General features: G+C 42.7%; 25 protein-coding genes and 1 other annotated feature. Of the genes, 22 read left to right on the forward strand and 3 right to left on the reverse strand.

The genetic code is table 11. The annotated features are described in order from the left end of the window. The first annotated feature begins 11 nt into the window (after positions 1–11). Complete coding sequence (locus NYE53_RS06155) at positions 12–191, forward strand: YjzC family protein (RefSeq protein ID WP_003245356.1); 180 nt, start codon at positions 12–14, stop codon at positions 189–191. A 45-nt stretch (positions 192–236) separates the two neighbouring features. On the opposite strand, the gene NYE53_RS06160 is transcribed toward NYE53_RS06155, so the two are convergent. Further along, entirely contained in the window at positions 237–422 is a 186-nt protein-coding gene (locus tag NYE53_RS06160) for a DUF2929 domain-containing protein (RefSeq protein ID WP_003245236.1), read from the reverse strand. A gap of 250 nt (positions 423–672) precedes the next feature. On the opposite strand from NYE53_RS06160, the gene NYE53_RS06165 reads away from it, so the two are divergent. The 4 genes from NYE53_RS06165 (at position 673) to comZ (ending at position 3295) form a co-directional block, all read left to right on the forward strand. Then, positions 673–1407, forward strand: coding sequence for a hypothetical protein (locus NYE53_RS06165; protein ID WP_339247785.1), 735 nt, complete (start codon positions 673–675; stop codon positions 1405–1407). Positions 1408–1488: 81 nt separating this feature from the next. Further along, complete coding sequence (locus NYE53_RS06170; protein WP_339247788.1) at positions 1489–2046, forward strand: hypothetical protein; 558 nt, start codon at positions 1489–1491, stop codon at positions 2044–2046. A gap of 89 nt (positions 2047–2135) precedes the next feature. After that, the gene (gene med / locus NYE53_RS06175; RefSeq protein WP_014476425.1) at positions 2136–3089 is read left to right on the forward strand and encodes a transcriptional regulator Med; all 954 of its coding nucleotides are present in this window, start codon (positions 2136–2138) and stop codon (positions 3087–3089) included. Between the two features lie 14 nt (positions 3090–3103). Beyond that, positions 3104–3295: a ComG operon transcriptional repressor ComZ gene (comZ, locus tag NYE53_RS06180; RefSeq protein WP_003224559.1), complete on the forward strand. Its 192-nt coding sequence runs from the start codon at positions 3104–3106 to the stop codon at positions 3293–3295. A 29-nt stretch (positions 3296–3324) separates the two neighbouring features. Here the strand turns inward: comZ and yjzB are convergent, their stop codons facing one another. Continuing rightward, positions 3325–3564 carry a spore coat protein YjzB gene (gene yjzB, locus NYE53_RS06185; protein ID WP_003232972.1) on the reverse strand — a complete coding sequence of 80 codons (240 nt, stop codon included), beginning with the start codon at positions 3562–3564 and terminating at the stop codon, positions 3325–3327. Between the two features lie 164 nt (positions 3565–3728). Between yjzB and fabH the strand changes: the two genes are divergently transcribed. The 9 genes from fabH to NYE53_RS06230 all read left to right on the forward strand — a co-directional run bounded on the left by fabH (position 3729) and on the right by NYE53_RS06230 (position 13585). Next, a complete protein-coding gene (gene fabH, locus NYE53_RS06190; protein ID WP_003232971.1) occupies positions 3729–4667 on the forward strand; it encodes a beta-ketoacyl-ACP synthase III in 939 nt (312 codons plus the stop codon). A gap of 22 nt (positions 4668–4689) precedes the next feature. Beyond that, positions 4690–5931 (forward strand): beta-ketoacyl-ACP synthase II, encoded by a 1242-nt coding sequence (gene fabF, locus NYE53_RS06195; RefSeq protein ID WP_003244890.1) that lies wholly within the window; start codon positions 4690–4692, stop codon positions 5929–5931. 75 nt (positions 5932–6006) lie between these two features. Next, entirely contained in the window at positions 6007–6792 is a 786-nt protein-coding gene (locus tag NYE53_RS06200) for a DUF2268 domain-containing protein (protein ID WP_339247790.1), read from the forward strand. Between the two features lie 189 nt (positions 6793–6981). Then, a complete protein-coding gene (gene appD, locus NYE53_RS06205; protein WP_003232965.1) occupies positions 6982–7968 on the forward strand; it encodes an oligopeptide ABC transporter ATP-binding protein AppD in 987 nt (328 codons plus the stop codon). Continuing rightward, positions 7965–8954: an oligopeptide ABC transporter ATP-binding protein AppF gene (gene appF / locus NYE53_RS06210; RefSeq protein ID WP_041056494.1), complete on the forward strand. Its 990-nt coding sequence runs from the start codon at positions 7965–7967 to the stop codon at positions 8952–8954. Before appD ends, appF begins: the two co-directional genes overlap by 4 nt. A gap of 88 nt (positions 8955–9042) precedes the next feature. Beyond that, on the forward strand, positions 9043–10674 hold the full coding sequence (locus NYE53_RS06215) for a peptide-binding protein (protein ID WP_339247791.1): 1632 nt from the start codon (positions 9043–9045) through the stop codon (positions 10672–10674). A gap of 74 nt (positions 10675–10748) precedes the next feature. Then, positions 10749–11699: an ABC transporter permease gene (locus NYE53_RS06220; RefSeq protein ID WP_014476430.1), complete on the forward strand. Its 951-nt coding sequence runs from the start codon at positions 10749–10751 to the stop codon at positions 11697–11699. Positions 11700–11715: 16 nt separating this feature from the next. Continuing rightward, entirely contained in the window at positions 11716–12627 is a 912-nt protein-coding gene (gene appC, locus NYE53_RS06225) for an oligopeptide ABC transporter permease AppC (protein ID WP_339247793.1), read from the forward strand. Positions 12628–12832: 205 nt separating this feature from the next. Continuing rightward, complete coding sequence (locus tag NYE53_RS06230; RefSeq protein WP_003239298.1) at positions 12833–13585, forward strand: YjbA family protein; 753 nt, start codon at positions 12833–12835, stop codon at positions 13583–13585. Between the two features lie 34 nt (positions 13586–13619). Here NYE53_RS06230 and trpS read toward each other — a convergent pair whose 3' ends face one another. Then, entirely contained in the window at positions 13620–14612 is a 993-nt protein-coding gene (gene trpS / locus NYE53_RS06235) for a tryptophan--tRNA ligase (protein ID WP_015483084.1), read from the reverse strand. Between the two features lie 58 nt (positions 14613–14670). Next, positions 14671–14885, reverse strand: a binding site (T-box leader). Positions 14886–15355: 470 nt separating this feature from the next. Here trpS and oppA point away from each other — a divergent pair. The 8 genes from oppA (at position 15356) to spx (ending at position 23596) form a co-directional block, all read left to right on the forward strand. Then, entirely contained in the window at positions 15356–16993 is a 1638-nt protein-coding gene (oppA, locus tag NYE53_RS06240; RefSeq protein ID WP_021479550.1) for an oligopeptide ABC transporter substrate-binding protein OppA, read from the forward strand. 106 nt (positions 16994–17099) lie between these two features. Continuing rightward, positions 17100–18035, forward strand: coding sequence for an oligopeptide ABC transporter permease OppB (oppB, locus tag NYE53_RS06245; RefSeq protein ID WP_014479444.1), 936 nt, complete (start codon positions 17100–17102; stop codon positions 18033–18035). Between the two features lie 3 nt (positions 18036–18038). Further along, positions 18039–18956 carry an oligopeptide ABC transporter permease OppC gene (gene oppC, locus NYE53_RS06250; protein ID WP_003232954.1) on the forward strand — a complete coding sequence of 306 codons (918 nt, stop codon included), beginning with the start codon at positions 18039–18041 and terminating at the stop codon, positions 18954–18956. Between the two features lie 4 nt (positions 18957–18960). Further along, entirely contained in the window at positions 18961–20037 is a 1077-nt protein-coding gene (gene oppD / locus NYE53_RS06255) for an oligopeptide ABC transporter ATP-binding protein OppD (RefSeq protein ID WP_251186924.1), read from the forward strand. A 1-nt stretch (position 20038) separates the two neighbouring features. Next, a complete protein-coding gene (oppF, locus tag NYE53_RS06260; RefSeq protein WP_003239287.1) occupies positions 20039–20956 on the forward strand; it encodes an oligopeptide ABC transporter ATP-binding protein OppF in 918 nt (305 codons plus the stop codon). A gap of 105 nt (positions 20957–21061) precedes the next feature. Continuing rightward, positions 21062–22279 carry an MFS transporter gene (locus NYE53_RS06265; protein WP_339248495.1) on the forward strand — a complete coding sequence of 406 codons (1218 nt, stop codon included), beginning with the start codon at positions 21062–21064 and terminating at the stop codon, positions 22277–22279. Positions 22280–22441: 162 nt separating this feature from the next. Continuing rightward, a complete protein-coding gene (locus NYE53_RS06270; RefSeq protein WP_003224597.1) occupies positions 22442–23020 on the forward strand; it encodes a GNAT family N-acetyltransferase in 579 nt (192 codons plus the stop codon). 180 nt (positions 23021–23200) lie between these two features. After that, positions 23201–23596 carry a transcriptional regulator Spx gene (gene spx, locus NYE53_RS06275; RefSeq protein WP_014476435.1) on the forward strand — a complete coding sequence of 132 codons (396 nt, stop codon included), beginning with the start codon at positions 23201–23203 and terminating at the stop codon, positions 23594–23596. Positions 23597–23733 lie beyond the last annotated feature (137 nt).

The following is a 23733-nucleotide window of genomic DNA, read 5'->3' on the forward strand; positions in this document are numbered from 1 at the left end:
GAGGAAAAACAGTGGGACAGCAGCACCAATTCCGGCCCGGACAGAAAGCGCCTAATAACGGTGTCTACGTAGAAATCGGCGAGACAGGGAGCATGGTTAAAAACCCTCAAAAGGTCCATCTGTCAGCAGGGGAAATGTTCCCCGAAACATCAAACCACAACCGGCTGTGGACCTACAAAAGAAAGCCGTGACCACTAAAAAACCCAAAACAATAAATGTTTTGGGTTTTTGGCTTTTTAATGCTGGCTTGCATTTTTGTTCATAGGCATGATTTCTGCTAAAACCATGATTAAGACATACAGTACAACAGCAATGACAGATGATGTTTTGAAATTATACGTAACGCTGTTCATGCTTGCAACCAAGTAGCATGCCATATGTGATAAAAGGAACGTCCAAATAAAGGCAATAATATATCGCACGTTTCCACCTCGTCCTTCTCATTCTATTCTAAAAGTTATCATACCATACAAAAAGCGAAGGGGGAATCCAATTTTAGCAGAAAGTGAGGTGACAAAAGAGTCTGATTCGTCACACTTTAATGGTAAAATATAAAAAACGTCAATCAGTATAATAGCCAAAAATGTAAAAGGCTAGGACTTTACCTTATTCGTTTCTTTTCTATTTACATAAGATAGCGTGAGATGAAGTGTGAAAGGAGGCGGGCAAGCGATGGGAATAACGGAAAGATACTTTCAACTAGGAACGGAGCATAATGTCATTCATCTGCCCTATCGCCCGAACGGCTTCGGCATCTTTATCTTGGGGGACAGAACCCACTTTGTCGGACATGATTCAAGCTTTTGGCAGCAGCATTACGGCAGAAATCAGCTTCTGAGCATGTTGATGAATGAAGGATACACTCTTTTTAACAGCAATCTGTTCGGAAGGCATTGGGGGGCGGAAAAAGCAGTCACCTATGCCAAACAGCTGATACATTCTGTGCTGAAGCAGGAAATCCTCAATCCGAAGATTCATATTTTAGCAGAAGGCATGGGTGCTCTCGTGGCCGATGAACTGCTTCGTTTTTCCCCGGATCATTTCCGCTCAGCCGCAATGTTGAATCCTTGTCTCGATCTTCAGGCACATTATGAATCGGAAAAAGAAAATAAATTTTTCTATAAACAATTTTTGAAAGAAGTATCGAAAAGCTACGGAATTTCTGAAAAAGAAGCGGAAACGCTTCGTTATAAAACAATTCAAAGCTACCCGAGCGGCGTACCGGTTCATATATGGCAGCGTATGACCGGAGCTCCATATCCCTACAGTGTACATGCAGAAGTTTTCAAGGAAAAACAGCAAAAGCAAGGCTCACCGGTCGACATGACATTTCATTTATTTGAGCATCCAAGCAGAATTTATGCATCAATTTGCAAATTCTTTCACAGTCATGAAAAAGAATTATAAAGAATATAATGACAACAGCCTTCTCTTTTGCGGAGGCTGTTTTGTTTTGGGAAATGAAAAACCGGAAGGGCGGCAGATGCAATGGAATCAACGCTGATTGTAGGTGCGGACGAATTTTTCGGCCTTTCATTATGTGAGCGAATGATGGATGAAGGCATACATGTTGACGTTGTTCTGGCGGAAACAGAAGATAAAATGAGACAAATGTACTTAGAAGAAAGACTCATGTGGCTTGGGAGAAATGAACTCTTTCGCCAGCTTGAACACATTGGAGACCAAAATTATGATACAATTTGTATCCAGTTCGGAAGTTTTTTGCCTTTAGACCAATGTGATTCTCCTTATATTTTAGTATATGAAGAAGACCGAAAAGAATGGGAAAAACGTGAAAAAACAGGCTCGGAAAAAACCGTGATCCTGCCGAAAATGTATGGGCCATGGAAAGAAGAAACAGAGGAAGACGGCTATTACACAAACGACGTCGCTGACGAGTTGCTGAGATTCCTGTTAGAACCAAGCCGTCATAGCAAAGATCAGTTTTTTGAATTGCAAGTCACAGAAAAAACCTCAAAAGAAGAAGCAAAAACAAAAATTATCGAGTGGAAAAGACAATTTTCATCAATTTTCGACAAATATTAAGAAAAACCTTCCATGTTTCGAGTTTTCTAGATACAATAAACGTATAAAAATAAACATGTTATAGCTTGTCAAAAGGAGTTGAACATGACTTGATCACAAGGCTTGTCATGATCTTTTCTGTCCTCCTTTTATTGAGTGGATGTGGACAAACTCCGTTCAAAGGAAAAATTGAGAAGGTCGGCATGCTCTTTCCTGATACGATTAATGACCTCGTATGGGGTACAAAAGGGTATAAAGGATTACTGAATATACAATCCAAATACAATGTGGACGTCTATTATAAAGAAGGCGTTAAAACAGAAGAAGATATCATAAATGCGATTGAGGATTTTCATAAGAGGGGCGTCAATCTGCTCTACGGCCATGGGAGTGAATATGCTGAGGTGTTTAACTTGGTCGGCGAAGATTATCCAGATATGGAATTCGTCATTTCCAATGCGAAAGCGAAAGCTGATAATGTAACGAGTGTCCATTTTAGCGGGGAAGCAATGGGCTTTTTTGGAGGAATGACTGCTGCCCATATGTCGAAAACGAATCAGGTCGGTGTAATTGCTTCCTTTACGTGGCAGCCTGAGGTTGACGGTTTTATCAAAGGGGCCAAGTATGAAAATCCGGATATAGAGGTAAATACGAAATATACGGATCATTGGGATGATGATACAACAGCAGTAAAGCTTTATCAGAAAATGAAGAACGAAGGCGCGGATGTTGTGTATCCCGCCGGAGACGGGTATAATGTTCCTGTTATTCAGCAAATCAAAAAAGACGGTCTTTATGCCATTGGCTACGTCACAGATCAATCGGATCTGGGCGAGAATACCGTATTAACCAGCACGGTGCAAAATGTGGACAAGGCCTATGAAATCATTGCTGAACAATTTAATAAAGGCACCCTTGAGGGCGGCGATCATTACTACGACCTGAATACGGGAGTCGTTGAGATGGGAACATTCAGCCCGCTCGTCGACAAAGACTTTCAGCAAAGAATCGCCAAGCTGATCAAAACATACAACAAAACAGGCGAGCTGCCAAAAAACGAGTAATGGAGTGACGTCACATGCAGCACGAAAAATCACTTGAATTCTTGCAAATTGCCATGAAATATCTCCCTGAAGCGAAAGAACAGCTTGAGAAATCAGGCATTGAGCTCTCAATGGAGGCCATCCAGCCGTTTATGAATCTATTTACAACGGTAATGGCGGAAGCTTATGAGCTTGGCAAGTCTGACGCTAAATCTGAAACAGAATAAGAAGAAGCCACTTTTTTGAAAGTGGCTTTTCACATGATTTTCTTTTTAATAGCGGAGAGCATGGGTGCAAGCTCCTTTAAAGCGGGCTTGATTTGATCAAGAGAGTTCATAATTGAACCGATTTGGTCCATAATATGCATGTAATTAATCGTCTCTTCGTCGTTTGTCTGAGAAACCTGAGAAACTTCCTCTTGCTGTTCCTCCTCCTTCTCTTCTGTTGGTTTTGCTGCATCGCCGAACATCATTCTTGAAAACACATCCAACTGCATACGCCTCCTTTCCATATACCATACTCTATGAGTAAGATGAACTGATAGTTTAGACGAATATATTGCCATGTGAAAAAAAATAGGATAGAATTAGTACCTGATACTAATAATTGATCACAACCTGATTGATCTTCTAAATTTAAGATATAAAGGAGTCTTCCCTAATGAAAGCTGGAATACTTGGTGTTGGACGTTACATTCCTGAGAAGGTTTTAACAAATCATGATCTTGAAAAAATGGTTGAAACTTCTGACGAGTGGATTCGTACAAGAACAGGAATAGAAGAAAGAAGAATCGCAGCAGATGATGTGTTTTCATCCCATATGGCTGTTGCAGCAGCGAAAAATGCGCTGGAACAAGCTGAAGTGGCTGCTGAGGATCTGGATATGATCTTGGTTGCAACTGTTACACCTGATCAGTCATTTCCTACGGTCTCTTGTATGATTCAAGAACAGCTCGGCGCGAAGAAAGCGTGTGCTATGGATATCAGCGCGGCTTGTGCGGGCTTCATGTACGGGGTTGTAACCGGTAAACAATTTATTGAATCCGGAACCTACAAGCATGTTCTAGTTGTCGGTGTAGAGAAGCTCTCAAGCATTACCGACTGGGAAGACCGCAATACAGCCGTTCTGTTTGGAGACGGAGCAGGCGCTGCGGTAGTCGGGCCAGTCAGTGATGACAGAGGAATCCTTTCATTTGAACTAGGAGCCGACGGCACAGGCGGTCAGCACTTGTATCTGAATGAAAAACGACATACAATCATGAATGGACGAGAAGTTTTCAAATTTGCAGTCCGCCAAATGGGAGAATCATGCGTAAATGTCATTGAAAAAGCCGGACTTTCAAAAGAGGATGTCGACTTTTTGATTCCGCATCAGGCGAACATCCGTATCATGGAAGCTGCTCGCGAGCGTTTAGAGCTTCCTGTCGAAAAGATGTCTAAAACTGTTCATAAATATGGAAATACTTCTGCCGCATCCATTCCGATCTCTCTTGTAGAAGAATTGGAAGCCGGTAAAATCAAAGACGGCGATGTGGTCGTTATGGTAGGGTTCGGCGGAGGACTAACATGGGGCGCCATTGCAATCCGCTGGGGCCGATAAAAAAAGGTGAGGTGCACACAAGATGACTAAAAAAAGAGTAGTTGTTACAGGACTTGGAGCATTATCTCCACTTGGCAACGACGTCGATACAAGTTGGAATAACGCAATCAACGGTGTGTCCGGAATCGGTCCGATCACTCGTGTTGACGCTGAAGAATATCCGGCAAAAGTTGCCGCTGAATTAAAAGATTTTAATGTTGAAGATTATATGGATAAAAAAGAAGCCAGAAAAATGGACCGCTTTACACAATATGCGGTTGTGGCTGCGAAAATGGCGGTTGAAGATGCAGATCTTAACATTACCGATGAGATCGCGCCGAGAGTCGGTGTTTGGGTAGGCTCCGGTATCGGAGGACTTGAAACACTAGAGTCTCAATTTGAAATCTTCTTAACAAAAGGCCCAAGACGGGTAAGCCCGTTTTTCGTGCCAATGATGATTCCTGACATGGCGACAGGCCAGATTTCTATTGCATTAGGAGCAAAAGGGGTGAACTCTTGTACGGTTACAGCATGTGCTACAGGAACGAACTCCATCGGTGACGCGTTTAAGGTTATTCAGCGCGGTGATGCAGACGTGATGGTCACAGGCGGAACAGAAGCGCCGCTGACAAGAATGTCATTCGCCGGCTTTAGTGCCAACAAAGCGCTGTCTACTAATCCAGATCCGAAAACAGCGAGCCGCCCGTTTGATAAAAACCGTGATGGCTTTGTCATGGGGGAAGGTGCAGGGATTATCGTTCTTGAAGAACTTGAGCATGCCCTGGCCCGCGGCGCTAAAATTTACGGAGAAATTGTCGGCTACGGCTCAACCGGAGACGCTTATCATATCACAGCGCCGGCCCAAGACGGTGAAGGCGGAGCGAGAGCGATGCAAGAAGCCATTAAAGATGCAGGCATTGCACCTGAAGAAATTGATTACATCAATGCTCACGGGACAAGCACGTATTACAACGACAAATACGAAACAATGGCGATTAAGACCGTTTTTGGCGAGCATGCGCATAAACTTGCGGTAAGCTCTACAAAATCGATGACAGGCCACCTCTTAGGAGCAGCCGGCGGTATTGAAGCCATTTTCTCTATCCTGGCCATTAAAGAAGGTGTGATTCCGCCGACAATCAATATTCAAACACCTGATGAAGAATGTGATTTGGATTATGTGCCTGATGAAGCCCGCAGACAGGAACTTAATTATGTTCTCAGCAACTCATTAGGATTCGGCGGACACAACGCAACATTAATCTTTAAGAAATATCAATCATAATCAAGCCAAACCGGCTGCCCTTAAAGGGTAGCCGGTTTTTTTTGTGTGCATAGGATTAAAAGAGGAGGCGATCACATGAGTGTAGAACAAACATATAGCTGGCTCAGGAAGGCCGGTTCAATAGATGATTTGGCGCATTACATTATCCCGCTTTTTTCAGGTGCGGAGAAAAAGAACTGGAAGGGCATTCTGGGGCACCTTCAGCATCATGGGATGTTTAAAAACATAAAAGAGGGTATTCAGACGGTTTCCAAGCTGAAGGAAAAAGGTTTTTACGGACATATCCAAAAGGAAGAACAGTACCTCAAAAACAAATGGCAAGGTCCTGATGTACCAATTGTCACGCTGCCGGTTGATGAACGAAACAGGAGAATCCGTTTAGAATTCGGATCAAAATCAGGACTCGCCTTTCAAGACAAAATGTTCCTTTTTCTTTCGTCAGATTTAGATTTTGGGTCGGTATCGGCCCTTATGACGCATGAGTATCATCACGTTTGCCGGTTAGGTCATCTGACAAAAGAGGAAAAGGATGTCACATTACTTGATACAATCATCATGGAAGGGCTGGCGGAATATGCTGTTTATGAGAGGTTCGGCCGAAGTCAAACGGCTGAATGGACGACTTGGTATACACCGGAGCAGCTTCAGGCTTTATATAAAAAAAAGATTGCGCCCCATCAGGATATCAAACGGGATAATCGATTATTCCCCCAGCTGTTATTCGGCAAAGGATATCAGCCAAAAATGCTTGGATACGCAGTTGGATTCAATATTGTAAAAAAATATTTAACCGCCAACAAGGCAAGCACCGGAGACGGGCTGTCCATTCCTGCTGAAACCTTTTTGGATGCAATGCTTTAAAAGGATAAAATAATGGAATTTCATTAATAATATTACAATTATCCTAAAAAATTCTTGATTTTGCAAAATGATTGTAATAATATACAACTATAAAATTTTGATAATTCAATATTATTTATTATTTCTGAATAAGGGGATTGCTTTCTCTTGAAAACGTTTGACAACAAGAGGGGGGAAAGGGGAGCTAGCATGAGCACACTTTTAGAAGTGAATAATTTAAAGACTTATTTTTTCAGGAAAAAGGAGCCGATCCCTGCGGTTGACGGAGTCGATTTTCACATCAGCAAAGGCGAAACCGTCGCGCTTGTAGGTGAATCGGGCTCCGGAAAAAGCATTACTTCTTTATCAATTATGGGCCTCGTCCAAAGCTCAGGCGGAAAAATCATGGACGGCTCTATTAAACTCGAAGACAAAGACCTCACCTCATTCACTGAAAACGATTATTGCAAAATCCGCGGTAACGAAGTATCCATGATCTTTCAGGAACCAATGACCTCCCTTAATCCGGTGTTAACAATCGGAGAACAAATTACCGAAGTGCTGATTTACCATAAAAACATGAAGAAAAAAGAAGCCCGTCAACGGGCTGTTGAACTCTTGCAGATGGTCGGTTTTTCCCGGGCGGAGCAAATTATGAAGGAGTACCCGCATCGGCTGTCCGGCGGTATGAGACAGAGGGTGATGATTGCCATCGCACTGAGCTGTAATCCTAAACTGCTCATTGCTGATGAACCAACGACAGCGCTGGACGTGACAATACAAGCCCAGGTGCTGGAGCTCATGAAAGATCTCTGTCAGAAGTTCAATACATCGATTCTTCTGATCACACACGACTTAGGTGTCGTGTCTGAAGCTGCCGATAGAGTGATTGTCATGTACTGCGGACAAGTCGTGGAAAACGCCACTGTTGATGACTTATTTTTAGAACCGCTTCATCCGTATACAGAAGGCCTGCTTACGTCAATTCCTGTTATAGATGGAGAGATTGATAAATTAAATGCGATTAAAGGCAGTGTGCCTACACCGGATAATCTGCCGCCGGGGTGCCGTTTTGCCCCAAGGTGCCCGAAAGCTATGGATAAGTGCTGGACAAATCAGCCTTCGCTTTTGACACACAAAAGCGGAAGAACGGTGAGATGCTTTTTATATGAGGAAGAGGGTGCCGAACAATCATGACAGCAGCTAATCAAGAAACAATCTTAGAGCTTCGTGACGTAAAAAAATACTTTCCGATCCGGTCAGGCCTTTTTCAAAGAAAAGTCGGTGATGTAAAAGCGGTGGATGGTGTTTCATTTTCGTTAAAAAAAGGAGAAACACTCGGAATCGTTGGAGAGTCGGGCTGCGGAAAATCGACTGCCGGCAGAACGATGATCAGACTGTACAAACCGACAGAGGGCCAAATTCTTTTTAAAGGGCAGGATATTTCCAATCTGTCAGAGGAGAAGCTGCGGAAGAGTGTCCGCAAAAATATTCAAATGGTTTTCCAAGATCCATTTGCTTCGTTAAACCCGAGGAAGACCCTGCGTTCCATCATAAAGGAGCCGTTTAATACGCACAACATGTATACCATGCGTGAACGAAACGAAAAAGTTGAAGAGCTGCTTGCAAGAGTAGGGCTTCACCCGTCGTTTGCCAGCCGTTATCCTCATGAGTTTTCAGGCGGCCAGCGTCAGCGGATCGGCATTGCCAGAGCACTCACTTTGAATCCAGAGCTGATCATTGCAGATGAGCCGGTTTCCGCACTTGATGTATCCATTCAGGCCCAAGTGATTAACTTGATGGAGGAATTACAGGAAGAATTTAATCTTACGTATCTATTTATCTCTCATGATCTGAGTGTCGTACGCCATATCAGCGACAGAGTCGGAGTAATGTATCTTGGCAAAATGATGGAACTGACCGGCAAGCATGAGCTTTATGACAACCCGCTTCACCCATATACCCAAGCGCTTTTATCCTCCGTTCCGGTTACAAGAAAAAGAGGATCTGTCAAACGTGAACGCATTGTCCTGAAGGGAGAACTGCCTAGCCCGGCCAACCCGCCAAAAGGCTGCGTATTCCACACAAGATGTCCTGTTGCAAAATCGATATGCAAGGAACAAATACCAGAATTTAAAGAAGCTGCTCCCAGCCACTTTGTGGCTTGTCACCTTTATAGCTAATGTTGCCCGCACAGCTTTGAGAGGGGGTATGCCACACTACATAAACAACAGCTGAGAAGAATGAACATTTCAAGAGGGGGAATATCTAATGAAAAGACGGAAAACCGCACTGATGATGCTAAGCGTATTGATGGTTCTGGCCATCTTTTTATCAGCCTGCTCGGGATCAAAATCAAGCAACAGCAGCGCGAAAAAATCAGCAGGCAAACCGCAGCAAGGCGGGGATTTGGTTGTTGGTTCAATCGGAGCGCCAACACTTTTCAACTCATTATATTCAACAGATGAATCAAGTACAGATATTGAACAAATGATTTACAGCTTTTTAACGAAAACCGATGAAAACTTAAATGTCAAAATGTCACTGGCGGAAAGTGTGAAAGAGCTGGATGGCGGATTGAAATATGACGTAAAAATCAAAAAAGGCGTTAAGTTCCATGACGGAGAAGAGCTTACTGCCGATGATGTCGTCTTTACGTACAGCATTCCGCTTAATAAGGATTACAAAGGAGAGCGCGGCTCTAACTTTGAAATGCTGAAATCAGTAGAGAAAAAGGGCGATTATGAGGTTTTATTTACGCTGAAATACAAAGACCCTAACTTCTATAACAATACGTTAGACAGCTACGGGATTCTGCCTGAGCACATTTTAAAAGATGTACCGGTTGCAGAGCTTGAAGATAACGAATTTAATAGAAAAAATCCAATCGGCTCAGGGCCTTTCAAATTTAAAGAATGGAAAGACGGACAATACGTGAAGCTTGTTGCCAATGATGATTACTATGACGGCCGTCCGTATTTAGACAGTGTCACGTATAAAATCATTCCTGACGCCAATGCAGCAGTTGCCCAGCTTCAGGCCGGAGATATTGATTTCTTTAACGTGCCGTCAACTGACTATAAGACAGCTGAATCGTTTAATAATGTCAAAGTCGTAACAGATTTAGCGTTAAGCTATACGTATATCGGCTGGAATGAGAAAAATGAGCTGTTTAAAGACAAAAAAGTGCGCCAGGCGCTTACGACAGCTTTAGACCGTGAAACAATGGTGCAAACCGTATTAGATGGGGACGGGAAGGTCGCTTATATCCCTGAGAGTCCGGTTTCATGGAACTATCCGAAAGATATAGAGGTTCCTAAATTTGAATACAACGTCAAAAAAGCTAAGAATATGCTGAAAGAAGCCGGCTGGGAAGATACTGACGGTGACGGCATCCTCGATAAAGACGGTAAAAAATTCGAGTTTACACTGAAAACGAATCAAGGAAATAAAGTTCGTGAAGACATTGCAGTTGTTGTTCAAGAACAATTGAAGAAAGTCGGGATTAAGGTAACGCCGCAAATCGTTGAGTGGAGTGCATTAGTAGAACAGACAAATCCACCTAATTGGGACTATGACGCAATGGTTTTAGGATGGAGTTTATCAACGTTCCCAGACCATTACGATATTTTCCATTCTAGCCAGTCTGAAAAAGGCTTAAATAACATGTGGTACAAAAACCCTGAAGTTGATAAGCTTCTCAAAGATGCAAAATCAATCAGTGACCGCAACGAATACTCAAAAGCTTACGAAAAGATTTACCAAAAACTTGCTGAAGATCAGCCGTATACCTTCCTTTACTATCCGAACAACCATATGGCGATGCCGGCTAACTTAGAGGGTTATGTGTATCATCCAAAACGCGAGTTGTACCAAATTGAAAAATGGTGGCTTGCCCAATAATTTTCCCTTGCAGGGGAGGGAGTGCGTTTCCTTCCCCTTTGAATTTGAAAAAGAACAACGAAGGGGACAAGAATATGGTTACATATATTATTCGAAGAACGTTATCTTCGATTCCTATTCTTTTGGGAATTACAATTTTGTCTTTCATTATTATGAAAGCCGCTCCAGGGGACCCGATGACACTTATGATGGATCCTACGATCAGCCAGGCAGACAGGGCTCAGTTTATTGAAAAGTACGGTCTCAATGACCCTGAGTATGTTCAATATTTAAAATGGCTGGGCAATATGGTTCAAGGTGATTTCGGCACATCCATCATCAGAAAAGGGACGCCTGTTTCAGAACTGATTTTAGCACGGCTGCCCAACACACTCCTCTTGATGCTGGTGTCAACAATTTTGGCGCTGATCATTTCCATCCCATTCGGGGTAATTTCTGCAAAAAAACCTTATTCGAAGCTGGACTACGGCATTACATTTACTTCATTTATCGGTTTGGCAATCCCGAATTTTTGGTTCGGTTTGATTTTAATCATGGTGTTTGCCGTGAATCTCGGCTGGTTTCCAACCGGGGGAGTCGCCACCCTGAACTCAGATTTCAGTATAGTAGACCGGATTCATCATTTGCTTTTACCCGCTTTTGTGCTGGCGACAGCTGATATGGCAGGCTTAACGAGATATACAAGATCCAATATGCTTGATGTTTTAAATCAAGATTATATCCGGACTGCCAGATCAAAAGGTTTCAAAGAGAATCGAGTATTATTTAAGCACGGCTTGCGGAATGCACTATTGCCTGTTATTACGATTTTCGGCTTAATGATTCCTTCCTTTATTGGCGGAGCGGTTGTCGTAGAGCAGATTTTCACTTGGCCGGGATTAGGAAAGCTGTTTGTCGATTCAGCATTCCAGCGCGATTATCCGGTTATCATGGCAATGACTGTGATCTCGGCGGTTCTTGTCGTTGTCGGAAACCTCATTGCAGACATCCTTTACGCGATTGTTGATCCGCGGATCGAATATTAAAAGGAGGGAAACAGAGATGTCAGAGCTGCAAACAACTCCCTCGCCGGAGATCAGGCTGAAAGAAAATATTTCGAAAAAGCCAGAAACAATGACAAAGATTTTCTGGGGAAAATTCTCGAAAAACAAACTGGCCATTTTAGGTGCCGTTATTCTTTTTATCATTATTATGTCGGCTGTTTTCGCCCCTTTAATTGCACCTTATCCCCAAGAGCAGCAAAGCCTGCTTGATAAATATAAGGCGCCGGGCCTTGAACATCTGATGGGAACGGATAAATTTGGACGTGATATTTTCAGCCGGATCTTATATGGAGCGCGTGTCTCTTTATTGGTTGGATTTGCGTCCGTAGTCGGTTCGATTTTGATCGGAACGGTTTTAGGAGCATTAGCCGGATATTTCAGAGGAATAGTGGATGCTGTCATTATGCGTGTAGTTGACATTGTGTTATCCATTCCTGATATTTTCTTGTTGATCACGCTGGTCACCATCTTCAAGCCGGGTGTGGACAAACTGATTTTAATTTTCTGTCTCACAGGATGGACCACAACAGCACGATTAGTAAGGGGAGAATTCTTGTCGCTCCGTTCAAGGGAATATGTTCTTGCTGCTAAAACAATTGGAACAAAAACGCACAAAATTATTTTTTCTCATATCCTGCCCAATGCGTTAGGGCCGATTATCGTGTCAGCTACGCTGAAAGTAGGGTCTGTTATTCTAGCTGAATCGGCGCTAAGCTATTTGGGTTTCGGTATCCAGCCGCCAATCGCTAGCTGGGGAAACATGCTTCAGGATGCTCAAAACTTTACATTAATGATTCAAGCATGGTGGTACCCGTTATTTCCCGGGCTATTTATTTTAATGACCGTTTTATGCTTCAACTTTGTCGGTGATGGCCTGCGGGATGCGCTTGATCCGAAAAATATTAAATAAAAATGAATATCATATCTGTGATAAAATATCACCAAATCAGAAAAAAAGCAGGTCTCCTTTTATTAGAAAATATACAAAGAGATCTGCTTTTTGTGATTCTTACATAAACCCAGTGATTCCAGATTTCCTCAATCTCTTTGGAATAATTTCTCTGTCCCTTGCCTATACTGTGGACAACAGTTTTTATAAAAGTGAGGGGTTAGAGATGTTATTTCTTCATGATGTGTGGGTCAATTGGTTTGAAGGGGAAGAAAATGGATACAATGTATGCCACTTTCACGAATGGCGCAAGGAAGATACGGTTGAGCTTTTGGATCAGGTGCCGCTGCTAAGGGTGCCGTCAGTACTGTTTCATTACATAGAAAACGATTTGTCAGAGCTTCCGAAAGGTTTGCTTGAAGACGTACATCAGAAATCGTACATTCGGAAAAATCATGAGCGGACAAAGCTTGAGTATTGTTTTGTCGTAACAGACGGAATCGGCATTTTGGCTGTCGACACGATCGGCTACACGATCCCTGTCAGAAAAAGCCGTCTGATCCCAAGACAAGAGCAGCTCGTTTATGAAATGGTAAAAGATGTAGAGCCTGAAACATATGAATTTGAGCCAAAGAAGCTGGAATCCTCCAAGGAATATCACATTTTATCATTAGCACCAGAACATGTCAGAGGACTGACAAGAAAAGAACGGCAAATCAAGCAGCTGATGTTTATGGCGCTTGACCAATTGAAAGGGCTGAAAAACCGGGCGGAAATCGGCTACTGGTACACAGAGTGGAATCCGCATATGTATGAACAAATCAAAAGGATGAGCTTTGAAGAGATTTGGGACATGCTGTATAACGAAACAATTGAAGGCTGGTCGGACAAGCACCTAGCTTTTTGCGAAAACCTAATAAAAGGACAGCCTTTTTTCGAAAAGCTTTGGGAAATGGAAAACGAATCAAAGGTCAACTGAAAAAAACCGCTCTTTGCAAAGAGCGGTTTTTTGATTAGCGTCTTTTTCTTCCAAGACCCATGGCATTCTCCATTTTTTTCAGCATTTTGTTTGCTGTCCGGTTCGCCCGTTCCGCGCCTTCATCAAGAATCCGGTCTAATTCTTCAGATTCTATCAGCTCATAATAGCGGTCCTGGATCGGTTTTAATGCGTTCACCACGACTTCTGCCAAATCACCTTTAAACTCACCGTAGCCTTTTCCTTCGTACTTTGCTTCAAGCTCTTCAATTGTCGTATTGCCGAGGATTGAATAAATTGTAAGAAGGTTGGAAACGCCCGGTTTGTTTTCTTTGTCAAATTTCACAATGCCTTCAGAATCTGTCACAGCGCTTTTGATTTTCTTTTCAAGAAGCTTCGGTTCATCCAGCAGGGTAATATAAGCTTTCTGATTTGGATCAGATTTGCTCATTTTCTTCAGCGGATCATTCAGAGACATGATGCGTGCACCGACTTTTGGAATTTTCACTTCCGGAATCGTAAAGATGTCGTTGTATTTTTTGTTGAAGCGTTCTGCAAGATTCCGCGTCAGTTCAAGGTGCTGCTTTTGATCCTCGCCGACAGGTACAAGATCCGTTCCGTACAGCAGAATATCAGCGGCCATCAGCGGCGGATACGTTAACAGGCCGGAGACGACAGCTTCATTGCCTTTGGATTTGTCCTTAAATTGAGTCATCCGCTCAAGCTCGCCGATATAGGCGACACACTGCATCATCCATCCGGCCTGCGCATGCGCGGGGACCTCGGACTGAATAAACAATGTTGCTTTTTCTGGATCAAGTCCGACAGCTAAGTAAAGCGCCGCGAGATTGCGGATATTCTTTCTAAGCTCAAGCCGGTCTTGAGGAACAGTTATCGCATGCTGATCGACGATGCAAAAATAGCTGTTATAATCATGCTGCAGTTCGACAAACTGCTTCATTGCACCGATATAGTTGCCGAGCGTCACTGAGCCGCTTGGCTGAATGCCTGAAAAAATCGTTTGTTTCATGAAAACATCAACCTCATTTCTTAAAACATAATAAAAAAGGCTCAGTCATCCCCTGTAAAAAAGGGACGAATGAACCGTGGTACCACCCTGATTATTCCATTAAAATGGAATCACTCTGACGTTTGTAACGGAGACTGCTCCGGCTGAGCCTACTTTTTTCCAGTTCGGTCAGCTGCTCCAAAGTCCATTCCACATTGCCCGTTATCTGCTCCCAGCACCGCAGACTCTCTTCAAACAGGTGAAATGTGTACTACTCTTTTTCATAGCAAGCTTTTCTTTTGATTGCTTCATTATAAATCAATTATAACCAATTGTCATCATGAAAAAACATTCTTTTTTCCAGTAAAATTGTAATAATATAAATAACACGAGTGCTGTAAAATCCCTAAATGATAACTGCTATCAGCGTAAAAACAGGCAGATATTATATGTAAAAAGCAATATGGGTAGAAAACACATGAAAAAGTTTTTAATCAATTTATGCTTTAAATGGTAGAAGGATATTATGTTCATGGAAGAAAAACTAACGAAGTTTAAATATTTTAAATTGATAAAATAATATTGCAATAAATTATTTGTTTCATTATAATGAACTTGTTCACTCTATTGTTACAGCTTTTTTACAAAAATAATCAGAAAAGACGGAACAGAATAAAAGTTGTGGAAACTCAGGTTCATTTGTCTGATATTTCTGAGGATTTAGCCGTAAGGAGCTGAAAATTATTATTAGGGGGTTTGCGAATATGAAAAAACGTTGGTCGATTGTCACGTTGATGCTCATTTTCACTCTCGTGCTGAGCGCGTGCGGCTTTGGCGGCAGCGGATCAAACGGTGAAGGGAAAAAGGACAGTAAAGGAAAGACGACACTTAACATTAATATTAAAACTGAGCCGTTCTCCTTACATCCGGGATTGGCAAATGATTCAGTATCAGGCGGTGTCATCCGTCAGACTTTTGAAGGATTGACACGTATCAATGCAGATGGTGAGCCTGAAGAAGGCATGGCTTCTAAAATTGAAACGAGCAAGGACGGAAAGACATATACATTTACCATTCGTGATGGTGTGAAATGGTCTAATGGAGACCCTGTAACAGCACAAGATTTTGAATATGCTTGGAAATGGGCGCTTGATCCTAATAACGAATCACAATACGCTTACCAGCTCTACTACATAAAAGGTGCTGAAGCGGCGAATACCGGCAAAGGCAGCCTGGATGATGTGGCAGTAAAAGCTGTCAATGACAAAACGCTGAAGGTTGAATTAAATAACCCGACTCCATATTTCACTGAATTAACTGCGTTCTATACGTATATGCCGATCAACAAGAAAATTGCAGAGAAAAATAAAAAGTGGAATACAAATGCCGGGGATGATTATGTATCAAACGGGCCGTTCAAAATGACAGCATGGAAACACAGCGGTTCTATTACTCTCGAAAAAAATGACCAGTATTGGGATAAAGACAAAGTCAAACTGAAGAAAATTGATATGGTTATGATCAACAATAACAATACGGAACTGAAAAAATTCCAAGCTGGCGAACTTGATTGGGCCGGTTTGCCGCTCGGGCAGCTTCCGACAGAATCTCTCCCTTCCTTGAAAAAAGACGGTTCTTTACATGTTGAGCCGATGGCAGGTGTGTATTGGTACAAATTCAACACTGAAGCTAAGCCGTTAGACAACGTCAATATCCGTAAAGCATTATCTTATGCGATTGACCGTCAATCGATTGTTAAAAACATTACGCAAGGTGAACAAATCCCGGCTATGGCTGCGGTGCCGCCGACAATGAAGGGATTTGAGGATAACAAAGAAGGCTACTACAAAGACAACGATGTCAAAACGGCAAAAGAATACCTTGAAAAAGGCCTAAAAGAAATGGGATTAAGCAAGGCATCTGACCTTCCGAAAATCAAATTGTCTTATAACACTGATGATGCACATGCGAAAATCGCTCAAGCTGTACAAGAAATGTGGAAGAAAAATTTAGGCGTTGATGTTGAGCTTGATAACTCAGAATGGAATGTCTATATTGATAAGCTCCACAGCCAAGATTATCAAATCGGCCGTATGGGCTGGCTTGGGGACTTTAACGATCCTATAAACTTCCTAGAATTGTTCCGTGACAAAGACGGGGGAAATAACGATACAGGCTGGGAAAACCCAGAATTCAAAAAATTGCTGAATCAGTCACAAACTGAAACAGATCAAAACAAACGTGCAGAGCTGCTGAAAAAAGCGGAAGGTATTTTCATTGATGAAATGCCGGTAGCTCCAATTTATTTTTATACGATTCCTTGGGTACAAGACGAAAATCTGAAAGGAACTATTATTACTGGAACTGGAGAAATTTACTTCAGAAACGCGTACTTTCAATAAGTCTTATTTGTGAAAACAATAACCTCAAGGTATATGGGGACCTATTTCCCATATACCTTTCTTACTGAGGAATATAAAAAAGTAAAAACCATGGAGGTGTTCCCCCTTGCTAAAATATATCGGAAGACGCTTAGTCTATATGATTATCACACTATTTGTGATTGTAACTGTGACATTCTTCTTAATGCAAGCAGCACCGGGCGGGCCATTTTCAGGTGAGAAAAAGCTTCCGCCTGAAATTGAAGCAAACTTAAATACGCACTATGGCTTGGACAAGCCGCTGTTTGTACAATACGTCAGTTATTTGAAATCAGTTGCAATGTGGGATTTCGGACCATCATTTAAATATAAAGGTCAGAGTGTTAACGACCTGATCAATTCAGGTTTCCCCGTTTCATTCACTCTTGGAGCAGAAGCTATTCTCCTCGCTTTAGCGTTAGGTGTATTGTTTGGAGTCATTGCAGCTCTTTACCATAATAAGTGGCAGGATTATACCGTCGCGATTTTAACGATATTTGGTATTTCAGTTCCGAGCTTTATCATGGCGGCTGTTCTGCAATATGTGTTCTCCATGAAGCTTGGGCTGTTTCCGGTCGCGGGGTGGGAGTCCTGGGCATACACCTTTTTGCCTTCAATCGCACTTGCTTCCATGCCGATGGCGTTCATTGCCAGACTTTCCCGTTCAAGCATGATCGAAGTGTTAAACAGTGATTATATCCGCACTGCGAAAGCGAAAGGGCTGTCTCGTCCAGCAGTTACTGTGCGGCACGCCATTCGAAACGCGCTTTTGCCGGTTGTTACATACATGGGCCCGATGGCCGCCCAGGTCTTAACGGGAAGTTTTATCATTGAAACGATTTTTGGGATCCCGGGTCTTGGTTCACACTTCGTAAACAGTATTACAAACCGTGATTATACGGTTATTATGGGTGTAACGGTGTTCTTCAGTGTCATCTTGCTATTGTGTGTATTAATCGTAGACGTGCTTTACGGCATTATTGATCCAAGAATCAAGCTTTCCAAAGCAAAGAAAGGAGCCTAGGCCATGCAGAACATTCCAAAAAACATGTTTGAACCAGCCGCAGCGAATGCCGGCGATGCAGAAAAAATAAGTAAAAAGAGCCTTTCCCTCTGGAAAGATGCGATGCTTCGCTTCCGCAGCAATAAGCTTGCAATGGTCGGGCTTATCATTATCGTACTTATTATCCTTATGGCAATTTTTGCGCCGATGTTCTCAAGGTATGATTATTCAACTACTAATCTCTTAAATGCGGATAAGCCGCCTTCAAAAGATCACTGGTTCGGAACAGATGATCTTGGACGGGACATTTTCGTCCGTACATGGGTAGGGGCGCGAATCTCAATCTTTATCGGTGTTGCAGCCGCTGTTCTTGATTTGCTGATCGGTGTCATTTGGGGGAGCATTTCAGGCTTCCGCGGAGGCAGAACGGATGAAATCATGATGCGTATCGCTGATATCCTTTGGGCAGTTCCTTCATTATTAATGGTTATCTTACTGATGGTTGTTCTTCCGAAAGGTCTATTTACGATTATTATTGCCATGACGATTACAGGCTGGATTAATATGGCCAGAATCGTGCGCGGACAAGTGCTGCAGCTGAAGAATCAGGAGTATGTGCTTGCTTCACAGACACTGGGTGCAAAAACATCCCGTCTGCTGTTTAAACATATCGTGCCAAACGCAATGGGTTCTATTTTGGTCACGATGACACTGACAGTTCCTACTGCAATTTTCACAGAAGCCTTTTTAAGCTATTTGGGACTTGGTGTTCCGGCTCCGCTGGCAAGCTGGGGAACGATGGCTTCTGATGGATTGCCTGCATTGACCTATTATCCGTGGCGTTTATTCTTCCCTGCTGGATTTATCTGCATTACAATGTTTGGCTTTAACGTTGTCGGCGACGGATTAAGAGACGCATTGGATCCTAAGTTACGTAAATAAGGGAGTGATACGGGTGACACGCCTATTAGAAGTAAAAGATTTAGCAATTTCATTTAAAACATATGGCGGAGAGGTCCAGGCGATCCGCGGAGTGAATTTCCATCTGGATAAAGGAGAGACGCTGGCCATTGTTGGAGAATCAGGTTCCGGAAAAAGTGTAACCTCTCAAGCGATTATGAAGCTGATTCCAATGCCTCCGGGTTATTTCAAACGCGGTGAGATCCTGTTTGAAGGAAAGGATCTGGTGCCGCTGTCCGAAAAAGAAATGCAAAATGTCCGGGGAAAAGAGATCGGCATGATATTCCAAGATCCGATGACCTCTTTAAATCCAACGATGAAGGTCGGTAAACAAATTACGGAAGTGCTTTTTAAACACGAAAAGATCTCGAAGGAAGCGGCTAAAAAACGCGCGGTTGAACTGCTGGAATTAGTCGGTATCCCAATGCCGGAAAAGCGGGTGAACCAATTTCCGCATGAATTTTCAGGCGGGATGAGACAGAGGGTTGTCATTGCCATGGCGCTTGCGGCGAATCCGAAGCTTCTGATCGCCGATGAGCCGACAACTGCTCTTGATGTAACGATTCAAGCGCAAATTTTGGAATTAATGAAGGATTTGCAAAAGAAAATTGACACGTCCATCATCTTTATCACACACGATCTTGGTGTTGTGGCTAACGTTGCTGACCGGGTCGCTGTCATGTACGCGGGACAGATTGTAGAAACCGGTACGGTAGACGAAATCTTCTACGATCCGAGACATCCGTACACTTGGGGGCTTCTTGCATCCATGCCGACACTGGAAAGTTCAGGAGAGGAAGAGCTGACTGCCATTCCGGGCACACCGCCTGATTTGACAAACCCGCCAAAAGGAGATGCTTTTGCCCTGCGAAGCCCTTACGCGATGAAAATTGATTTTGAACAGGAGCCGCCAATGTTTAGGGTGTCTGATACTCATTATGTCAAATCGTGGCTGCTTCATCCTGACGCGCCAAAGGTAGAGCCGCCTGAAGCGGTAAAAGCGAAAATGCGCAAACTGGCAAACACGTATGAAAAACCTGTCTTAGTGAGAGAAGGTGAATAAATTGACTGAGAAACTATTAGAAATCAAACATTTAAAACAGCACTTTGTCACGCCGAGAGGAACCGTTAAGGCTGTAGATGATTTATCATTTGATATCTATAAAGGTGAAACATTAGGGCTGGTTGGTGAATCTGGCTGCGGTAAATCGACAACAGGCCGAAGCATTATCAGGCTGTACGAAGCAACCGATGGTGAGGTGCTGTTTAACGGTGAAAATGTGCACGGGAAAAAATCGCGGAAAAAGCTGCTGGAATTCAACCGCAAAATGCAGATGATTTTCCAAGACCCATATGCATCTCTGAATCCGAGAATGACAGTTGCTGATATTATTGCTGAAGGCCTTGATATTCATAAGCTGGCAAAAACGAAAAAAGAGCGGATGCAGCGAGTTCATGAACTATTGGAAACAGTGGGATTGAACAAGGAACACGCAAACCGCTATCCTCATGAATTTTCCGGCGGCCAGCGCCAAAGAATCGGGATTGCCAGAGCGCTTGCTGTTGATCCGGAATTCATTATCGCGGATGAGCCGATTTCCGCTTTGGATGTATCCATTCAAGCGCAGGTCGTGAATTTAATGAAAGAACTGCAAAAAGAAAAAGGGCTCACATACCTGTTTATTGCCCACGATTTATCGATGGTCAAATACATCAGTGACCGCATTGGCGTCATGTATTTCGGGAAACTGGTTGAGCTTGCGCCGGCAGATGAGCTTTATGAAAATCCGCTTCACCCATATACAAAATCATTGCTTTCTGCGATTCCGCTTCCTGATCCGGACTATGAGAGAAATCGCGTTCGCCAGAAATATGATCCGTCTGTCCATCAATTAAAGGATGGGGAAACGATGGAATTCCGTGAAGTCAAACCGGGACATTTTGTGATGTGCACGGAAGCCGAATTTAAAGCTTTTTCATGATTCATCAATCCTTCAAGAGATTCTCTTGAAGGATTTTTTTGCGTCCTCATAGAAAGTGAGAATGATAACATTTACAATTAGAGGAAAAAGCGGAGGCGAAATACGATTCAATTTCTGCATAACAAAAATGTTTTTGGGCTATTGCTGTCTCAATCTTTTCAATCTTTAGCAGGAGTCCTCGTCACAATCGTTTTAATGGTCCGGGTCTATCAAATGACTGACTCCGTTTTTTTGGCGGGCCTTATTTTATCGTTCATGTCGTTTGCGAGTATAGCAGCAAGCTTTTGCGTCTCTCCGGTGCTTCGCAATCTCGGTTTTAAAAAGGTGCTTGCGGGAGCGAATCTGCTGAGAGCGGTCTTTACAATACTGATGGCATACAGCGTCACTCATCACGGACAGGCATTCTTTTGGATTACGCTGCTGTTTGTGTTTTGTTTTTCCTTCGCGGGCGCTTTTTTTCAGCCGGCAAGATTTGCGCTGCTGCCGATTATTGTTCCAAAGAAGCAATATGTAAAAGCGAATGGTGTGATCTCCCTCTCGAATCAATTGTTCTTAACAGCAGGCTGGGGCCTTGGAGGCCTTCTGACGTACGCTGTCCCTTTTGAACTCGTTGTCGGCGCTGCCATTTGCCTGTTTGTTCTATCGGGAGCTTCCATCAGTATGCTGCATGTAAATGAAGAAGAGGCTGTAGGAACTGCTGAAACAGCATCTGCCAGAAGTATATGGAAGGATTTAATGATCATCCCTATTGTAAGAGACATTACTGTAATGGACATGATAGAAGCTTTGGCGGGTTCCGTATGGTCATCTGCTATTCTCCTCGCATTTACTGCGGCTGTTTTGCATGAAACAGAGGTGTGGTGGGGGATGTTTAACGCTTCCTATTTTATAGGCGCAATTGTCGGCAGTGTGATTGCCATTCGTTTTTCTTCTTTTTTTGAGCGGAACATGGGCTATGCCATTATGTTCAGCTCGCTTGTAATGTCGGCGCTGACCCTTTTGTTTTCATTTTCTCCAGTCCCATTTTTATGCGCTCTGGCTTGTGCTGCAATGGGGCCTTTTTATCAGGTGCGTGATATTTGCCAGGAAACCATGCTGCAGGAGGTTATTCCCGAGCAGAAACGAATCGGAATCATGGCTGCAAAAAATGCGATTTTGACTCCTTGGTCAGGCGTCACCTACTCCATTATGGGGCTAGTGGCTGATGCTGCTGGTGCGAAAATAGCTTTTATCGCGGCTGCTGCATTATATATCATGACATTTCTGATTGCACTGGCGCAGCCCCGCCTGATTCATTACAGGCGGGAAAATCGAGTTCAATGAGAAACAATTCAAAATGAACGGAGCAGCTTGCTCCGTTTTGCTGAAAAAAAATGAAACCATGGCGGAAGTTCGCACGTCTTTATAGATGTAAGGCTGTTTAAACAAGAAGAAATGGGGTATATCTAAAAGTATGAAGACAACGAACTCATAAGGAGCAAATCAATGAACTGGTATGAAAAGCTTAGCGAGTACTTTCCAATTGAAGAAATGAAATCAAAAGCGCATATGGAAGCTCTTCTGAAAGAGCGAAGCGATATTTATCATAAAGATGAAGGCAAACATCATATTTTAATGTTTGCGGAATTCGATTCTTTTATCTTCGTTGATTATCTGTATGTGTCTAAGGATGCAAGAGGGCAGGGGCTTGGCGGCAAATTGATCGCGAAGCTGAAAAAGAAAAATAAGCCCATATTGCTCGAGGTGGAACCTGTGGATGAAGATGATACTGATACAGAAAAACGCCTGAGGTTTTATCAAAGAGAGCATTTCAAGCATGCTCAGTCAATTGGGTACCGGCGCCGGTCATTGGCTACGAATGAAGTAAACAAGATGGAGATTCTGTACTGGTCACCAAAAACAGAATCAGAAGAAGAAATTCTTGAAGCCATGAAACAGACATATGAAAACATTCATACTTATAAAGACGAGAAATGGTACGGGGAATCGTACGAAAAAACGGATGAAGTCCTGAAACTCATTGATGAAGAAAAACAAAAAAATATTTTCGATCAGTTAAGCTAATTGAGAATTAGAACATATCATGAACATTAAAAATTTGCTGGATTGACACATTTTTTTCTTAGGATACTGTTCACACTTACTTTTTTATAGTATAATACCTGTAAAGATTCCTTTTTTAGAGTAATTTCAATTTAAGAATAAAATAGATGTTCATCCTACTAATTAGAGGAGTGAAGATGAATGGTTACACTATACACATCACCAAGCTGTACTTCATGCAGAAAGGCGAGAGCGTGGCTCGAGGAGCACGATATTCCATTTGTAGAAAGAAACATTTTCTCTGAACCTTTATCAATTGATGAAATAAAACAAATTCTTCGAATGACTGAGGATGGAACAGATGAAATCATCTCAACCCGTTCAAAAGTATTCCAAAAACTGAATGTGAACGTTGAATCTATGCCGCTGCAAGATTTGTACCGCTTGATCAACGAGCATCCAGGTTTGCTTCGCCGTCCGATCATCATTGACGAAAAACGTTTGCAGGTCGGATATAACGAAGACGAAATCAGACGTTTCCTGCCAAGAAAAGTTCGCTCTTTCCAATTAAGAGAAGCACAGCGTTTGGCAAACTAATAGATCGTATCATCAAAAGAAGGCTGAGTCATCAGCCTTCTTTTTTAGATAGTTGACAAAATCCTAAAACGGTTTTTTGTTTTAGGATTTTGTTACCTTTTCAGTTCAGCGTGATTGAAAACCTTTGAAGTCTAGGA

Source organism: Bacillus sp. FSL R5-0523, from assembly GCF_037975295.1.
GTDB lineage: Bacteria > Bacillota > Bacilli > Bacillales > Bacillaceae > Bacillus > Bacillus subtilis.

Bases quoted from the DNA above. Each gene is read 5' to 3' on its own strand.
- comZ (WP_003224559.1), top strand. From the start codon at position 3,104: ATGCAGCACGAAAAATCACTTGAATTCTTGCAAATTGCCATGAAATAT.
- trpS (WP_015483084.1), bottom strand. From the start codon at position 14,612: ATGAAACAAACGATTTTTTCAGGCATTCAGCCAAGCGGCTCAGTGACG.
- NYE53_RS06200 (WP_339247790.1), top strand. From the start codon at position 6,007: ATGAGTGTAGAACAAACATATAGCTGGCTCAGGAAGGCCGGTTCAATA.
- fabF (WP_003244890.1), top strand. From the start codon at position 4,690: ATGACTAAAAAAAGAGTAGTTGTTACAGGACTTGGAGCATTATCTCCA.
- NYE53_RS06165 (WP_339247785.1), top strand. From the start codon at position 673: ATGGGAATAACGGAAAGATACTTTCAACTAGGAACGGAGCATAATGTC.
- oppC (WP_003232954.1), top strand. From the start codon at position 18,039: ATGCAGAACATTCCAAAAAACATGTTTGAACCAGCCGCAGCGAATGCC.
- appC (WP_339247793.1), top strand. From the start codon at position 11,716: ATGTCAGAGCTGCAAACAACTCCCTCGCCGGAGATCAGGCTGAAAGAA.
- spx (WP_014476435.1), top strand. From the start codon at position 23,201: ATGGTTACACTATACACATCACCAAGCTGTACTTCATGCAGAAAGGCG.
- fabH (WP_003232971.1), top strand. From the start codon at position 3,729: ATGAAAGCTGGAATACTTGGTGTTGGACGTTACATTCCTGAGAAGGTT.
- appD (WP_003232965.1), top strand. From the start codon at position 6,982: ATGAGCACACTTTTAGAAGTGAATAATTTAAAGACTTATTTTTTCAGG.
- oppA (WP_021479550.1), top strand. From the start codon at position 15,356: ATGAAAAAACGTTGGTCGATTGTCACGTTGATGCTCATTTTCACTCTC.
- yjzB (WP_003232972.1), bottom strand. From the start codon at position 3,564: ATGCAGTTGGATGTGTTTTCAAGAATGATGTTCGGCGATGCAGCAAAA.
- appF (WP_041056494.1), top strand. From the start codon at position 7,965: ATGACAGCAGCTAATCAAGAAACAATCTTAGAGCTTCGTGACGTAAAA.
- NYE53_RS06170 (WP_339247788.1), top strand. From the start codon at position 1,489: ATGGAATCAACGCTGATTGTAGGTGCGGACGAATTTTTCGGCCTTTCA.
- NYE53_RS06230 (WP_003239298.1), top strand. From the start codon at position 12,833: ATGTTATTTCTTCATGATGTGTGGGTCAATTGGTTTGAAGGGGAAGAA.
- NYE53_RS06215 (WP_339247791.1), top strand. From the start codon at position 9,043: ATGAAAAGACGGAAAACCGCACTGATGATGCTAAGCGTATTGATGGTT.
- NYE53_RS06270 (WP_003224597.1), top strand. From the start codon at position 22,442: ATGAACTGGTATGAAAAGCTTAGCGAGTACTTTCCAATTGAAGAAATG.
- NYE53_RS06220 (WP_014476430.1), top strand. From the start codon at position 10,749: ATGGTTACATATATTATTCGAAGAACGTTATCTTCGATTCCTATTCTT.